Origin of the sequence: Paenibacillus pinihumi DSM 23905 = JCM 16419, from assembly GCF_000422505.1 — a bacterium.
In the GTDB taxonomy this organism is placed as follows: domain Bacteria; phylum Bacillota; class Bacilli; order Paenibacillales; family Paenibacillaceae; genus Paenibacillus_D; species Paenibacillus_D pinihumi.
The window spans coordinates 46818-60899 of record NZ_AULX01000024.1 but is presented as its reverse complement, the minus strand read 5'-3'; the positions used below and the strand labels follow the sequence as shown (position 1 = coordinate 60899).

17 protein-coding genes are annotated in these 14082 nt (G+C 51.7%); 7 read left to right on the top strand and 10 right to left on the bottom strand.

Annotation, left to right across the window (positions count from 1 at the left end; genetic code table 11):
• Window positions 1–381 precede the first annotated feature (381 nt).
• Both yidD and H583_RS0107845 read right to left on the bottom strand, forming a co-directional pair.
• A complete protein-coding gene (yidD, locus tag H583_RS0107850) occupies window positions 382–615 on the bottom strand; it encodes a membrane protein insertion efficiency factor YidD (protein WP_028559985.1) in 234 nt (77 codons plus the stop codon).
• 6 nt (window positions 616–621) lie between these two features.
• Window positions 622–840: a hypothetical protein gene (locus tag H583_RS0107845; RefSeq protein ID WP_028559984.1), complete on the bottom strand. Its 219-nt coding sequence runs from the start codon at window positions 838–840 to the stop codon at window positions 622–624.
• A gap of 268 nt (window positions 841–1108) precedes the next feature.
• Between H583_RS0107845 and H583_RS0107840 the strand changes: the two genes are divergently transcribed.
• Window positions 1109–1624 (top strand): PCYCGC motif-containing (lipo)protein, encoded by a 516-nt coding sequence (locus H583_RS0107840; RefSeq protein ID WP_028559983.1) that lies wholly within the window; start codon window positions 1109–1111, stop codon window positions 1622–1624.
• A gap of 61 nt (window positions 1625–1685) precedes the next feature.
• On the opposite strand, the gene H583_RS0107835 is transcribed toward H583_RS0107840, so the two are convergent.
• Window positions 1686–1886, bottom strand: coding sequence for a hypothetical protein (locus H583_RS0107835; protein WP_028559982.1), 201 nt, complete (start codon window positions 1884–1886; stop codon window positions 1686–1688).
• A gap of 106 nt (window positions 1887–1992) precedes the next feature.
• The gene (locus H583_RS0107830; protein ID WP_028559981.1) at window positions 1993–2448 is read right to left on the bottom strand and encodes a CS domain-containing protein; all 456 of its coding nucleotides are present in this window, start codon (window positions 2446–2448) and stop codon (window positions 1993–1995) included.
• A gap of 217 nt (window positions 2449–2665) precedes the next feature.
• Between H583_RS0107830 and H583_RS0107825 the strand changes: the two genes are divergently transcribed.
• The 6 genes from H583_RS0107825 to H583_RS37145 all read left to right on the top strand — a co-directional run bounded on the left by H583_RS0107825 (window position 2666) and on the right by H583_RS37145 (window position 4878).
• A complete protein-coding gene (locus tag H583_RS0107825) occupies window positions 2666–2905 on the top strand; it encodes a spore germination protein (protein WP_028559980.1) in 240 nt (79 codons plus the stop codon).
• Window positions 2902–3105, top strand: coding sequence for a spore germination protein GerPB (locus H583_RS0107820; RefSeq protein ID WP_028559979.1), 204 nt, complete (start codon window positions 2902–2904; stop codon window positions 3103–3105). Before H583_RS0107825 ends, H583_RS0107820 begins: the two co-directional genes overlap by 4 nt.
• A 17-nt stretch (window positions 3106–3122) precedes the next feature.
• Complete coding sequence (gene gerPC, locus H583_RS35195; protein WP_028559978.1) at window positions 3123–3920, top strand: spore germination protein GerPC; 798 nt, start codon at window positions 3123–3125, stop codon at window positions 3918–3920.
• Window positions 3921–3934: 14 nt separating this feature from the next.
• The gene (locus tag H583_RS32250) at window positions 3935–4159 is read left to right on the top strand and encodes a spore gernimation protein GerPD (RefSeq protein ID WP_036708874.1); all 225 of its coding nucleotides are present in this window, start codon (window positions 3935–3937) and stop codon (window positions 4157–4159) included.
• Window positions 4160–4618, top strand: coding sequence for a spore germination protein GerPE (locus tag H583_RS32245; protein WP_051236158.1), 459 nt, complete (start codon window positions 4160–4162; stop codon window positions 4616–4618).
• A gap of 110 nt (window positions 4619–4728) precedes the next feature.
• Complete coding sequence (locus tag H583_RS37145) at window positions 4729–4878, top strand: hypothetical protein (RefSeq protein WP_169456470.1); 150 nt, start codon at window positions 4729–4731, stop codon at window positions 4876–4878.
• 200 nt (window positions 4879–5078) lie between these two features.
• On the opposite strand, the gene H583_RS0107795 is transcribed toward H583_RS37145, so the two are convergent.
• The 6 genes from H583_RS0107795 to H583_RS0107770 form a co-directional block, all read right to left on the bottom strand.
• A complete protein-coding gene (locus H583_RS0107795) occupies window positions 5079–7049 on the bottom strand; it encodes a glycoside hydrolase family 15 protein (protein ID WP_028559977.1) in 1971 nt (656 codons plus the stop codon).
• A 58-nt stretch (window positions 7050–7107) separates the two neighbouring features.
• Window positions 7108–8583, bottom strand: a complete 1476-nt coding sequence (locus H583_RS0107790) for a glycogen synthase (RefSeq protein ID WP_028559976.1) — start codon at window positions 8581–8583, stop codon at window positions 7108–7110.
• Window positions 8584–8589: 6 nt separating this feature from the next.
• Window positions 8590–9705: a glucose-1-phosphate adenylyltransferase subunit GlgD gene (gene glgD, locus H583_RS0107785; RefSeq protein WP_051236156.1), complete on the bottom strand. Its 1116-nt coding sequence runs from the start codon at window positions 9703–9705 to the stop codon at window positions 8590–8592.
• Window positions 9706–10866, bottom strand: coding sequence for a glucose-1-phosphate adenylyltransferase (locus tag H583_RS0107780; protein WP_028559974.1), 1161 nt, complete (start codon window positions 10864–10866; stop codon window positions 9706–9708).
• 12 nt (window positions 10867–10878) lie between these two features.
• Entirely contained in the window at window positions 10879–12792 is a 1914-nt protein-coding gene (gene glgB, locus H583_RS0107775; protein ID WP_051236154.1) for a 1,4-alpha-glucan branching protein GlgB, read from the bottom strand.
• A 295-nt stretch (window positions 12793–13087) separates the two neighbouring features.
• Window positions 13088–13819, bottom strand: coding sequence for a metallophosphoesterase family protein (locus H583_RS0107770; protein WP_028559972.1), 732 nt, complete (start codon window positions 13817–13819; stop codon window positions 13088–13090).
• Window positions 13820–14082 lie beyond the last annotated feature (263 nt).

Here is a 14082-nt window from a genome sequence, read left to right as displayed (position 1 = left end):
TTATCTTCTGGATTTTCAAAATCTGCAGCAAATAAAAAAAGCCCCCGTCCTCATGGGACGAAAGCTTGTAGCTCACGCGGTACCACCCAAATTCCTTCCTGCCGCCACAGGTAAACCATCACCTATGCCAGAAAAAGGCTCTTGATGCCGCTGTAACACGGCATAGTCATTATCGCCGACTCTGCGCCTGGCCCTTACCGCTTCAAATACATGCGGCTCGAACCCGGGTCCTCCGGGACCATCTTCCAAAACGTCCGCATACCGGTTCACAGCTGCCCCGGCTCTCTGAAATGCGTCTTGTGTCTTGTACTCATCCGTTCAATGGACTTATATTCAATTGTGTGATATTAGTCAAAATATACCGGATTCTCCCCCGTAATGTCAAGTCTGCTCTCCGCCCCCGGGCTCAGGAACCGGATCAAATCCACCCGGGTGAAACGGATGGCATTTGCTGATCCGGCGAGCGGCAAGCCAGGTCCCTTTGAGCGAGCCATGCTTCTCAATCGCTTCCAGCGCATAGGCCGAGCAGGTTGGATAGAAGCGGCAGGTCGGCGGCTTAAGCGGTGATATATACTTGCGGTACACATGAATGGGGAGTTGGAGCACTTTCCGCATGTCAGGTCACCCGTTCAGTCTCATATTTGCCAAAAAACTGGCCGACATTGCAACGAATAGAATAAGTGTCAGCGCAAACATCGCATTTCGGAATCTGCCCAGTCTCTGCAAGCGCTCGGGCGCACTTCCCTGCTGCTTCGCCTCACTGAAGGAACGATGGACAAACAGCATGACGATCAAAGAACCTACGAAAAAAATATTAACAGCAAACCATACCAACTGCATCGGCCAAACTCCTTTTTTTGTTCAAATCAGTTGTCTTGCACATACTGGACTTCACCAGTTTGTCAGGCTACACTTATTATAAATCAATTTGCTCCGCTCCTGCATCATTTAGACAATATATGAAGTTGACCGAAGGATTTTTCGGGGTAAGTGTGAAATTGTCGAAAATCATTTCACACTTTAGCGGCTGAATTTCGTATCTTTCGCTCAACTTATATAAATTCGCGGACTAATTGATTTACTCTATGACAGAAAGAAGGCTGTTTTAATGAAACGTTTTGCCCTCTCCAGGGTCTTTGTCTTCCCTCTTATTGTTGCAGCCTGTCTCCTTGTGCTGGCCGCTTGCGGCACCACAGGCGGGACCAACAACGCTCAGCATGAAGGGCATGTACATACGGAAATGGCCAATGGCGATCTTCGGGAAGAGACCGCATCTGCAAAAATCCTGCCTGAATTTCTGAACGGAAAACAAAGGGAACTGCAAAAAATGTATCTATTGGCGGCTGAAGCCTCCGACGTGCTCCAGTGGATTCCTTGCTACTGCGGCTGCGGAGCGTCGGCGGGGCACAAAAGCAATCTGGAGTGCTTCGTACATGAACAGCGTGAGGACGGAACCATTGTCTGGGATGATCATGGTACCCGCTGCGGCACGTGCATTGATATCGCATTCCAGTCCGCCAAGCTGACCAAGGAAGGCAAAAGCATCAAGGAAATTCGGGAGTGGGTTGATCAGCGCTACAGCAATACCGGGGCTGAGCCTACACCTACACCTTCTCCAATGTAACGATTTCTTGTGAACATAAAAGACGGTGCAGCCTGCAAACAGAGCGCACCGTCTTTTATGTTCACACAAACCATGTATCCAATACGATCGCGAAGACGACTCCGCTGACCACTGCACCGGCAAATGACATCCAACCGGCCTTGAAGCGCAATTGGAACATCCGCAAAATACCAAAGCTGAGCAGCCCGAACACGAGCAAAATAAATACTACCCCTGTTAAAAACAAGCCCAGGCTGACGTCGCTGATATTAACCAGAGACACGGGACAACACTCCCTCAAGTAAGATTACTATTTGCATTATAAGGGAATTTTCTGCCCGTTGCCAGTCCCAGGGCAAATATTTATACAATCCGCCTTGATTCCGCAATCAGGTCCAGCGGATATAAGCTTCCACATATCTGCTGCTTAGAGGCCGCTTGCGCAGCTTCACCTGCAAAATTTCCTCCTTATATAGAGCACGGCAGCTGTCGGGAAGAACAATGGCGGGGAGGAGAACTTCCTCATTCCGGCCGTCAGGAAGCTCAACCTTGACCCTGTCAGGGCGAATGAACAGACGCAGTTCCTCCGGCTTGACTTTCTGCCTGAATTTGAATTTTACAAAGACAAAATGATGGGTCTCAAAGCTTTTGCTCTGAGACTTTTTTTGTCCCAATGACGGAGTCACAGCAGGTACCGCGTTGCTGATCATATCATTGACGTAGCTCTCAATAAGCTTCGGCTGGCGGATGAGATCCATTGCCTTGGGCAAGCCGGACTGCTCCATCCACCCGTCAAGCTGGCCCCAGTCAAAGGTATTGCCGTCCTGATCTGGCCGGTCTGCCATCTCCCCTCCCCCTTCCTTCATGCATAAGGCTGTTTGATGTATTCTATGCGGCTGCCCATAATCCCGACACTGCCGGCAGCGTTCCCTGAAGTGGAACCTCTGGGCGGATGCCGCATAGAATATGGCATGGATAGCCGTATACAACGGGAATTGCAATTGTTGCCGCCGGCTATTGTACGTGCACAAGAAAAGTTTGAAATACAAAGGAGAGGTTTATATGCCTGCTATCGTCGGCTTCGTCAATGTTGTCAGCGTAGGCTCAAGCGCTATCGTTCAATTCGGCGACGCTGTACAGCTGTCTCCGTCCAGCAACTCCAAAACCTATGCCGGCTCCGGATCATTCCTGACCGGAAGTCTTGCCAATGCAAACAATGCGGTCAGCGCTACCAACACACTTGATCCTGATGTGCAGGATTCAACTACAAATGATTTGGCAACCGGAGTGAATGTCATATGACGTTCACCGTCTATCAGCATATTACAATCGGCCAGCTGAGGGTCGAAAATGTCTCCAACTCGTCTGTCCTTCAGGTTGGCAGCTCGGGTTCCATACGTGCCTTATCGCAGCTTTTCAATACCGGGGGTTTCACGGAGCCGGCTCCTCAACTTGGAGCCGAATCTCCGCTTTCCTTCGTTCCGCTCCCAAGTCCAACCTAATATGGGGAGGGTTATGTATGAATCAGCCTCCATCCTCTGTCTGGAATGCCTGGTACAGCTGGGCGCAGGATACGCAAACGCAAATCCGCCAGCTCCAGCAGCAGATCGTACAGCTCCAGCAGCAATATGAAGCTTTGCAGACACAGGTGAATCAAACCTCGGCAAAGCCAACTTACAATATTGAGCGGCTGGAGTATCATTTTGATCAATTGAAGGTGCAAAGACTTGACGGGACATTGAATATCGGAATGGCCCCTCCCGGAGGAAGCAGCCTGCAGGACAGCATTGACCAGTTGAATGTCCCCGGTGCGCCGCCTGTGCCAGGGACGGATGTATCGTCGCCTGTGAACGGGGAAGGGACGGATGTTACCGGCAGTCTGGGGGCTTCTCCTTCGAATCCTCTTACCCCTTCCCCGTTATATCAGGAGGTATTCCGTCAGGTGAACGACTATCTGGACCGCACAGCCCCGGGGGTTATTGACCAGATGGCAGCCGCTGGCGGGATCACTCTTGATCCATATCACCGCAGTCTCATTATTGAAGATATGCGGAAGCAGCTCTCGCCGCGCATTCAATTTTACGTTACATCCGCAGCCAAGCAGGACTCATCTTCCCTCGACCAGCAAGCGCTTGCCCAGAGCATCGCGCAAAAAACAATACGGGATATAGAAACAGCCATACAACAATATATCAGCAAGCTTCCGGCACAGGCATCTGCCGCTCCAGCACCTACAGCCGAGACAGGAACTATACCGACAGGCGGAACAATCGTGACCGAGCACTCCGGCGTAGAGCCATTTGAAGGGACGGAATAAGGGGGTATGTAATGATGAAAGTCCACATTGAAAACCATTGCTTGTCTGTAGGCAATATCCAAGTGCTTGGGGTGTCCAGCTCATCCCTTCTTCAGATTGGGGATACCGAATGCATAACCCTGTATTCCATGTTCGACACACCGCCGGAATCAGTCATTGTCGGGCCGCTCGTCCCGCTCGCACCTCCCGAGAACGCAGCAGGGGCAGAAGGCGAGACCACCGAAGGGCAGGGAGATTAAATGCAGCAGTGCGGCTCCAGAACCTCTTGTGTAAAAAAAATAGATGTCACGAACGTCTCCCTCTCCGGTATTGTGCAGTTGGGTGATCACTCGGATTATACCCCTGTACTGCGGGCGCTCGCGGTTCAGCGCGAGACTGACCATGGCAAAGAAGATAATGTTTACTTTGAATCCTATCCAATCTTTTCCCGTGAACTGCCCGATGCATGCGACTATCCGTTCTTCCGCCAGCAGACCGATGATGCCTATGTGGATTTATACACTGTAAATCACAATCCGAACATTACAGTTGGCAGCATACATGCCCTTGGCATAGGCGCATCCTCATTGCTGCAGATCGGCAACGGCTGTCAGGTGAAGACCGAATCCCGGATTAAGAATATTCGCCAATTTGCCGCTGCACATCCCTTTACCCGAATGAGGCCGCTCCAGCCCGGGGCAAATGTTTTCCCAAGGTAAGATTTTTTTCCTGCAGAATGGTACAACTGTCCATAACATTTTGCTCCCCCCTACATATATTGGGTATGTGATCAGCAGCATCACAACTACCATTCAGGAGGTATTACAAAATGGGATATAATGTTGGCGGAGTTGGCGGAGTTGGCGGAGTCGGCTGTGGTTACGGACCAGGTGTCGGCGGTGCCTTTACAAGCACTGGTGCTATCCTCGTTCTGTTCATCCTGTTGGTTATCATCTTGAAAGGCTGCGGCCTCTACTAGGAGCAGCGTTTCCCCCATTCGGTGTAACCGGCTGTCGTCGTCCATGATGGATGCAGCCGGTTGCCGTCAGGCATAACGAGCATACCTGCCAGGTTCAAGGGATACATGCTTACCAGCAGAAGGCTGTCACCACATAGGGGGCAGCCTTCTTGATTAGAGCAATTGAGCCGCGGCTCTCTGATTGTTCAACTTGAACCGGCCTATGCCTGGCTTCCGGTAAGCGACTTATATTTCTGCGTATACTTGCAGACACATTGTACATAGGTGGCATGTGACCAGGTGAGCGGTGCAACAGATAACGGGGAACCATCATGCGGGCTGAGCTGCTCCGGCAGCACTCCGCTTGGGAGCGCATGCCGAAGCACCCACTTCAGCGTGTTGCGCGGCGCATCCAGATCCTCCAGCTTCTTTGCTGAATCAATCTCGAAGGCCGCAACCCATAATGTGCAAATAATCCACGGATTACCCGGGACCCGTTCAATATCTCCGGACTGCTGAAAATAATAGTCATTGGTATATCTGGCGATCCCGCCGACATCGGTACGGACAGCCAGCCCCTGCCTGATCGCCGCAATCGTCCGGATGACTCTGCTGTCCTGGACAGGCAGCACGCCGAACTCCCATATTCCGAAGAGGCTGCTTTCCAAAGTCATATCCTTTACCCATTTTCCGTCCTTGCAGATCAGGCCGCGGGCAAACCGGCCATGTTCCTCATCCCACAAATGCTCCAGCATGGCATCCTTGACCATGTCTGCCGTTCTCCGGTACCGGTCACTGCGCTCATAGTCCCCGAATAAATCGGTAAAGAATGAAGCCGCCATCAAACCGCCATATACAGACGCTACCGTATATGTCCAGATGCCGTAACGCTCCTCCCACAAGTCATAGCTTGGCTTCGGCAGACCCAGTGACGGCTCGATATACTCACTAAGAAAGTGAGCCGCCTTGCGGATCAGATTACTGTGCAGCGACTGCGGCAGTTCAATCACCTGATGCCGGATATAGTCCTTCCACAGCGCATACAGCACCAGCGCTGTCTCATCCTCCTGCAGCGGAAGACGTTCGGCTCCCTGAACGATATAGGGATGCCAGCTCGACCCTACCGTTCCATCCGGATTGTACTTGTGATACAGATACCCCTCCGGGGACAGCGTGTCTGCGCAAAAATGAAAAAACGGAGCAATCACGCTCTGGTAGCCCGCCATGGACATGGCATCCGCAATGAGCGCCCCGTCGCGCGGCCACATATAGCTGTAATGATCCCGGTTGTACTGCAAAATATCGGTATCATTGGCAGCCAGTATAGCGCCGCGCTCATCAATTTGCGTGCGGACAAGCAGCAGGCTTTGCTTATAGGCCCGCACCACTTCTTCCGGCAGGTCGCCAAAATCCGACCCGGCCCGCTTCAGCCAGTGGTTCCAGTAAATGACGATGCGGCTGAGCAGTTTCTCCGGGTTGCTCTCCTGAACATATTTGTTCAGTTCCTTGACTTCGGACAAATTGCTGCCTATCGACATCCAGTAATAGAAGGTCTGATCGCTGCCGGCACCTGTTATGGCACGAAGGCTGATGACGCTGTCTACAGAGCCTTGGGCAATCGCATTGCCCATCAGCACGCCGTCCTCAGCATCGCGCCATGTACCCTCCGCAGAGCCGAATCTTTTGATTCCTGTAGAATATTGATAGATTCCGCCCTCCTCGGAACAGCCGTTGAACATGAAGTAAGAGGAACGCTTATAGTGAAACAGCGTACGGTTCTGCGGATAATAAGCAGCCGTGTCGCCAACCTCGGTACCGTCAATCATCAAATCCTGATGGAAAAACAAACGGATTTCACGGTCATACTCAGCCAGATTGCGGACGACCACCCGCTTGATAAAGATATGTTCCCGCTGATGTATGCCTTCATTTATTTGCAGTTCCAGTTCAAGCTGCCTGTGGGTAGCTGTAACATTCGTCACGAGCGAATCCTCAATGTAATCCAGCTTGAACTCCCACTGCGGTTCATCCAGCCAGGAGAAGCTTCCTTCTACCCACACGCCGACCCGGCAGCGCTGCCCCCCGACATGATTCAACTGTCCGACATAAGGGAAATAAATATCCCGGATATAGCTGTGATTATCCAGATTGACCAGCAGTTTTCCGTTACCGACTACCAGATGACGGGCCATTTTCCTTTTCTCCCTTCTTAGCTGTATAAAGTTGATGAATCACTTGCGAGTCGTGCCGCTAACTATCCTGATTTTCAGAAGAAGACCACAGTTCCTTGTAAAGATGCATATATGCCATGGCCGAGTTTCCCCAGCCGTAGTCCCCGGCTGCGATGGAATGTTGCAAGGCAGCCCAATGCCTGGCATCATGATAGACTTCAAGCGCCTGCCCGACCGCAGCAAGCAGCTGACCCGGATGGTAATCTTCAAATCCAAATCCGTTGCCTTGCCCGGTCTCCGGGTTATAGGGCCGAATTGTATCCTTCAACCCTCCGGTAAGCCGGACGACCGGAACCGTGCGGAATTGAAGCGCGATCAGTTGGCTGATCCCGCACGGCTCGTACAGCGAAGGCATCAGCAGAAAATCCGAACCCGCATAAATTTGCTTTGCAAGACGATCATCAAAGACCGTATGTACGGACAGCGATTCAGGATGCTGCACCGCAGCACTCCGAAAGAAATTTTGATAGTAATCCTCTCCTGAACCGATAACGGCAAGCTGAATGCCGAGAGAGAGCAGCTGAGAGAGCTGTGCAATAATCAGATCCAGACCTTTTTGCCGTACCAGACGGGACACGATTGCAAACAACGGTGCAGCGCCGTCTTCCCGCAGCCCAAGCCTCCGCTGAAGAGCAAGCTTGTTCGCTCTCTTGCCCGCCCAGGACTTGTAAGGAAATACAATTTCATGATCCTGCATCGAATCATAATATGCCGTATCTATGCCGTTGCAGATGCCCAGCACCTCATCCTGACGCGTGAGAATGACAGGAGACAAGCCTGCCCCTCCCGGCTCCCCCCGGATTTCTGCAGCATATGACGGGCTGACGGTCGTCACCCGGCTCGCGGCTACCAGTCCCAGCTCCAGGCAGCTCACGGTTTCATCATTTTTTGCAGCCGTATCACCGCCTGTATGCAGCTGACCAGTCTGCGACCAGGCCTCATCGTATTTGCCGCCCAGCCATTGCCTGAACTGCCCCTTCTCATCCCTGCCCTGATAGTGCATATTATGAATGGTCAATATGGAAGGCATAGTCCGCTCACGGCTCCCGGATTGCCTTGAATTTCTCATCAACACAGGAAGCAGCGCAGTCTGCCAGTCATGGCAATGGATAATATCCGGAGCGAACTGCAGGCCCGGGAGCACCTCTAGTACAACCAGACAGAAAAAGATATAGCGCTCCGTCTCATCCCCATAGCCGTAAAGCGTTGAGCTGCCAAAATAATACGCATTCTCGATCAAATAATAGTGAATGCCTTCTACATCCGCCTCCAGCAAACGCCAAGGATGCGGCACGCCGCCGATCTCCACCCTGCCCTGCATGACCTCCTGGAAGGCGCGGCGGTGAACCGCTGCGATTTCACGATGGCCGGGCAGCATGACCCGAACATTCGCTCCCAGGGGACCCAGCGACTTGGGCAAGGAGCCTGCGAACTCCCCCAGCCCGCCGCTTTTAACCAGAGGGACGGCTTCTGATACGACAAACAATATGTTCATCTCCGCTCAAATCACCTTTCGCTTGACTGCGATAAACGGAGAATCATGGACACCGCGAATATCCCGCCCGGCCTCAATATGCACTTCCTTGTCCAGAATGACATGGTCGACCGCGCTGCCGATGCCGATCTCTCCGTTTTGCATAATGATACTATTGCGGATAACTGCCCCCTTGTTAACATGCACACCCCGGAACAAAATACTGTTGATGACGGTCCCTTCGACGACACAACCATTGGCAATCAGCGAATTGATGCTCTTGGCTCCTTCCATATACGACGCCGGAGGCTCATCTTTGACTTTCGTGTAGATCGGACCAGGTGTGAAGAACAACTCCCGCCAAACCGCCGGGTCGAGCAAATTCATGCTGTTGGCATAATAGCTGGCAACCGTATTAATTACACCCAGATACCCCTCATATACGTATCCCCGCACTTCCAGCTTATCCAGCCTGCCCATGATGGCATGGCGGACGAGATGATCCTGGCCTTCAGCAAGCGAGGTCTCCACCAGTTCCAGCAGCAGCTCCTTTTTCATCACGTACATCTCCATCGAGATCAGATCGCTCTTCAATCGGCCGTAATGATCCTGCATCGCAATGATCCGGCCGGACTCATCCATTTTAACTTTGCGTGCCCTTCCCGGGAGCCCTTCCCCGGCCCGGCTGCAAATCGCTGTAATGTCCGCCCCGCTTGCGATATGTGATCTGACGACGCGATTAAAATCAATATTGCAAATCATGTGGCTGCGGGTGATGACGACAAATTCAGCCTGGGAGCGCATGAAGTAATCCCGGTGTTGGAAAAATTGATATAAATCTCCCTTCCGCAGGTCGCTCATATCATCTGCAATGGGAGGTAGCACAAACAAGCCGTTCTGGCGATGATGCAAGTCCCAATGCCTTCCCGATCCGAGATGGTCCATCAGGGAACGGTACTTGGTGTGGGCAAATACCGCCACCTTGGAAATACCGGAGTTCACCATACTGGATAATGTAAAATCAATAAGCCGATAGCGGGCGCCGAACGGGACAGTAGCCGGACACCTGCCCGCTGTAAGCGCCTCTAGCTCATCCGGCTCGTGAATCAGATTGATGACGCCGAGAATTTGATCACGCTTCATCTACTCCACCCCCATCAGCGTCTGATTGGACGATATATACTCATCGCTGGCGACGACTGTAATCTCGCTGCCATCCGGTGAGCCGATCGTTACATTATCCCCAATATGTGCGCCCTCTCCTACGATCGCCCGGAATATTTGGGCCCCTCTGCCGATCTTTGCTCCCGGCATCACCACCGATTCACTGATGAGTGTGCCCGGCGCCGCCTCCACACCATAGAACAAGACCGATCTGTCGACGATACCTTCTATGAAGCAGCCTTCCGACACGAGAGATGCAGTAACTTCGGCGTCGCCCGATACGTAATGGGCAGGACGGTTTGGATTGACGGAATAGATGCGCCAGTCACGGTCATACAAATCAAGCTGCGGATGCTCCTCCAACAGATCCATATTGGCCTCCCATAGACTTTCAATTGTCCCGACATCCTTCCAGTACCCGTTAAACGCATATGCACACAGCTTCTTGCCGTCAGCGAGCATCGCCGGTATGATGTCCTTGCCGAAATCATTGCTCGACAACTTGGAAGCCTCATCACGGATCAGATATTGCTGAAGCACATGCCATGAGAAAATATAGACGCCCATAGAAGCTAGATTACTGGCTGGTGTTTGGGGTTTTTCCTCAAACTGTACAATCCTGTCCTCGTCATCCACATTCATGATGCCGAACCGGCTAGCATCTTTCCAAGGCACCTCAAACACGGCAATTGTGACATCCGCTCCCTGTTTTTTATGATGTTGGAGCATCAGATCGTAATCCATTTTATAAATATGGTCACCGGATATAATCAGGACATATTCCGGGTCGTAGCGGTCGATAAAGCCCATGTTTTGATAAATCGCATTCGCTGTCCCTTTGTACCAGGTACCGCCTTTGGACTTGACGTACGGCGGAAGCACGGCCATCCCTCCGTCCCGCCGGTCCAATCCCCACGGGCTTCCAATGCCCAGATACTGGTTCAGTACAAGCGGCTGGTATTGGGTCAGCACCCCCACGGTATCAATGCCTGAATGAGCGCAATTGCTTAATGTAAAGTCTATAATCCGGTATTTACCGCCAAAATGAACGGCGGGCTTCGCCAAATCCTTAGTCAGCACGCCCAGTCTTTTCCCCTCACCACCGGCCAGCAGCATTGCGATCATTTCTTTCCGTACCATGGATACCACTCCTTAATGAGGTAAGCTCCCCGCCTCAGGCTTCAGTATGATAAAACCAAACGGGGGAAGTTGCAGGGTAACGCTAAAATGACGGCCATGCCAGCCTGGTTCTGCTGCCGTACAGCAGGTGCCGCAGCCTTGCTGCAAGCCGAGGCCGCTCTCATCACTGCGAAAAACAATCCGGTAACTGCCTCCCTGCGGTACGCCAAAACGGTACAAATCAATCGGGTATGCGGAGAAATTGCACAAAATGATCAGGAAGTCTCCGTTTTGCCTTGCACGCCGGATGAAGGCAATGACGGACTGCTCCGCGTTATGAACGTCAATCCATTCGAACCCTTCCGGCTTGCAGTCCAGCTCCCACAAGGAAGGCTCGCTGGCGTAAAACCGGTTGAGTGCTTGCGAATACAGATGCAGGCTCCGGTGCAGCTCATAGTCATGCAGCATCCAGTCCAGCTGCTCCCGGTCCTTCCATTCGTCAAATTGCCCCCATTCGCCGCCCATAAACAGCAGCTTTTTGCCGGGATGCGTCATCCAATAGCCAAAAAACAGCCGGAGTTGGGCAAATTTTTCCTCATAGGTGCCTGACATTTTATTCAGGAGCGACCGCTTGCCGTGGACAACCTCATCATGAGAAAGCGGCAGTACAAAATTTTCATTAAAGGCATATACCAAAGAAAAGGTGATCAGGTGGTGATGATGGCGTCTGTCTGCCGGATGAAGGGCCATATAGCGCAGCATGTCATTCATCCAGCCCATATTCCATTTGAAATTAAAACCCAATCCCCCCGCATAGGTCGGAGCGCTGACCCCAGGCCATGAGGATGAATCCTCGGCTATCATCAGAGCATCGGGATAATAGTGAAATACGACCTCATTCAGCTTCTTCAAAAAATGCAATGCCGCCAAATTGTCCTTGCCGCCATATTCATTGAAAGTGAACATCGATTCCGGCTTATCAAAGTGAAGATCAATCATGCTCGCGACCGCATCAACGCGCAGACCGTCAAGATGGAACATTTCCATCCAGAAGATCGCGCTGGACAACAGAAAGCTTTGTACCTCCGCCCTGCCGAAATCGAATGCCAGTGTCCCCCACAGCGGCTTCTCGGCGCGCTTCCAATCCGCCCCTTCATACAGCGGCGTACCGTCAAATTCCCGAAGTCCGTGATCGTCCTTGCAAAAGTGTCCAGGCACCCAGTCCAGAATAACGCCCAGGCCCGCCTGATGGCACCGGTCCACAAACCGCATCAGCCCCGCAGGATCTCCATAACGGCTTGTTGCCGCAAAATAGCCTGTCGCCTGATACCCCCATGAGGCGTCAAGCGGGTGCTCAGTTATCGGCATCAGCTCAATATGGGTGTAGCCCATTTGCTGCGCATAACTTGCCAGATGATCTGCCAGCTCATCGTAGGAATAGAAGTCTTCTTCCCCCTTAATTCTCCAGGAGCCAAGATGAACCTCGTAAATAAGCAGCGGTTTACTGTAAATATTGCGCTGCGGCCTGCCCTGCATCCATGCGGCATCACGCCACTGGTAACACTTGAGGGAAGCTGTAACAGAGGAAGTTCCCGGCCTGCGTTCCGCATGAAAAGCGAACGGATCTGCCTTGAGCAGGCGGACTCCCGACAAGGTTTCAATCTCGTATTTATACAGCTCACCTTCACCGATATGCTCAATAAAGGTCCACCATACCCCGGTTGTGCCAATCGGCTCCATCGGGTGAGATTGACCGTTCCATCCGTTAAAGCTTCCCGCTACCCCGACAGAACGTGCTTGAGGTGCCCAGAGTGCAAAACGCACCCCTTTTTTACCTCCTGCTTCCATGATATGCGCGCCAAACGTATGATAGCTGTGGTACAAACTTCCTTCATTAAAAAGATATAGATCCGTCCTGGACAAACCAGCTAACGGCGCATCTGTCATCCAAGCAGCACCCCCTGGACCAGAGTATGTGAAACAGGTGTAAATGTAGGATTAAAAAGTGTGGTGATAAAAATTTCAAAGCCTGTCTGAAGTGGAGGGGACAGGCTTTGAAGCTTGATGTCGAATTTGTGAGGTTTGTGTGAGATTTCGTCAGGTTATTAGCGATGTTTCCCTAATTATACTATGAATCGTGGAACTTTACATCCACATTTATCATGACAGTATCAAATTAATGTTAATTTTATTAACACAAATTTACATGGAGTTTAAATTTGTCCCGTTCTTTCGCCCATACTCAATCTTTCAGCCCCCGGTACTTCGCTGTCCGGATTTCCCGAATGTAGTTGTCCAAATCCGGCATTCCGGCATCTACGGCATCCTGGACCGCCCTTTCGTTATCGTAAGGCACACGTACAAGCTGAATGCTGAACGGGGCGGCAGCTTCGGAATCACGCTCCCCCTCCAGAATGGCGTAGGAAGCCTGCGGAATTTCCAGCGGATTGCCTACACTGCCCACATTAAATAGGGTTTTGCCGGTAAAATGCTGCATGTAGGCATTATGAATATCTCCGTACCCTGCCACGTCCGCCTGCAGGCTGCCGCTCGTATGCTCCGAAGCCTCAAATAGCGATATTCTGGCATCCACACTATCCCAGGGCTGAATACGTTCGTAAACACTTCGCGGGGAAGCATGAAACAGCCGGATTAATCTGCCGCTCATGTAAAATTCTACGGAGAACGGGAGCGACTTCAAATAATTCATCCGTTCTTCTCCCAGCTTGCGTTGATGCCATTCCAGCGTTTGATTGTCAGTGGGGTTCGATATAAAATCATCCCAGTTTCCGCGGATGACAGTCTGGCAGAGCGCACGAATGCGGTCCACGGACGTATCCGAATCCGGCCCCTTTCCCACCAGATCGCCCAGGCAAATCAGCTGGCGGATTCCGCGTTGCTCCAGATCCCTCGTTACTGCATCAAGGGCAGGCATATTTCCGTGAATATCCGATAGCACGGCTATTTTCTCCATGTCATCCTCCTCATTTCTCCCGAATGCTTGCTTCTTTGTCTTTCTGGCGCTCTCCTCAGAGATTTACAGCAACAGCCCAGTCTTCTATGCTTTTATCTGACGGAACAGGGAATGAAGCAGTCTATTGCACGCAGGCAAAAAATATGTGTTTGATTACGTAAAGTTCGCGAACCTTTTATTTATTTCCTGCATGCTCCCGAATATCCCGGGCATTTGATTTTTGGGAACGCAGCAGGTATGTTAAACGTATCTATTAAAAGTTT

Coding starts and splice junctions, on each gene's coding strand:
- glgB (WP_051236154.1), bottom strand. CDS start 12,792: ATGACAGATGCGCCGTTAGCTGGTTTGTCCAGGACGGATCTATATCTT.
- H583_RS0107825 (WP_028559980.1), top strand. CDS start 2,666: ATGCCTGCTATCGTCGGCTTCGTCAATGTTGTCAGCGTAGGCTCAAGC.
- H583_RS32245 (WP_051236158.1), top strand. CDS start 4,160: ATGCAGCAGTGCGGCTCCAGAACCTCTTGTGTAAAAAAAATAGATGTC.
- H583_RS0107845 (WP_028559984.1), bottom strand. CDS start 840: ATGCAGTTGGTATGGTTTGCTGTTAATATTTTTTTCGTAGGTTCTTTG.
- H583_RS0107780 (WP_028559974.1), bottom strand. CDS start 10,866: ATGGTACGGAAAGAAATGATCGCAATGCTGCTGGCCGGTGGTGAGGGG.
- H583_RS0107820 (WP_028559979.1), top strand. CDS start 2,902: ATGACGTTCACCGTCTATCAGCATATTACAATCGGCCAGCTGAGGGTC.
- H583_RS0107790 (WP_028559976.1), bottom strand. CDS start 8,583: ATGAACATATTGTTTGTCGTATCAGAAGCCGTCCCTCTGGTTAAAAGC.
- glgD (WP_051236156.1), bottom strand. CDS start 9,705: ATGAAGCGTGATCAAATTCTCGGCGTCATCAATCTGATTCACGAGCCG.
- H583_RS0107830 (WP_028559981.1), bottom strand. CDS start 2,448: ATGGCAGACCGGCCAGATCAGGACGGCAATACCTTTGACTGGGGCCAG.
- yidD (WP_028559985.1), bottom strand. CDS start 615: ATGCGGAAAGTGCTCCAACTCCCCATTCATGTGTACCGCAAGTATATA.
- H583_RS0107795 (WP_028559977.1), bottom strand. CDS start 7,049: ATGGCCCGTCATCTGGTAGTCGGTAACGGAAAACTGCTGGTCAATCTG.
- H583_RS0107770 (WP_028559972.1), bottom strand. CDS start 13,819: ATGGAGAAAATAGCCGTGCTATCGGATATTCACGGAAATATGCCTGCC.
- H583_RS37145 (WP_169456470.1), top strand. CDS start 4,729: ATGGGATATAATGTTGGCGGAGTTGGCGGAGTTGGCGGAGTCGGCTGT.
- H583_RS32250 (WP_036708874.1), top strand. CDS start 3,935: ATGAAAGTCCACATTGAAAACCATTGCTTGTCTGTAGGCAATATCCAA.
- H583_RS0107840 (WP_028559983.1), top strand. CDS start 1,109: ATGAAACGTTTTGCCCTCTCCAGGGTCTTTGTCTTCCCTCTTATTGTT.
- gerPC (WP_028559978.1), top strand. CDS start 3,123: ATGAATCAGCCTCCATCCTCTGTCTGGAATGCCTGGTACAGCTGGGCG.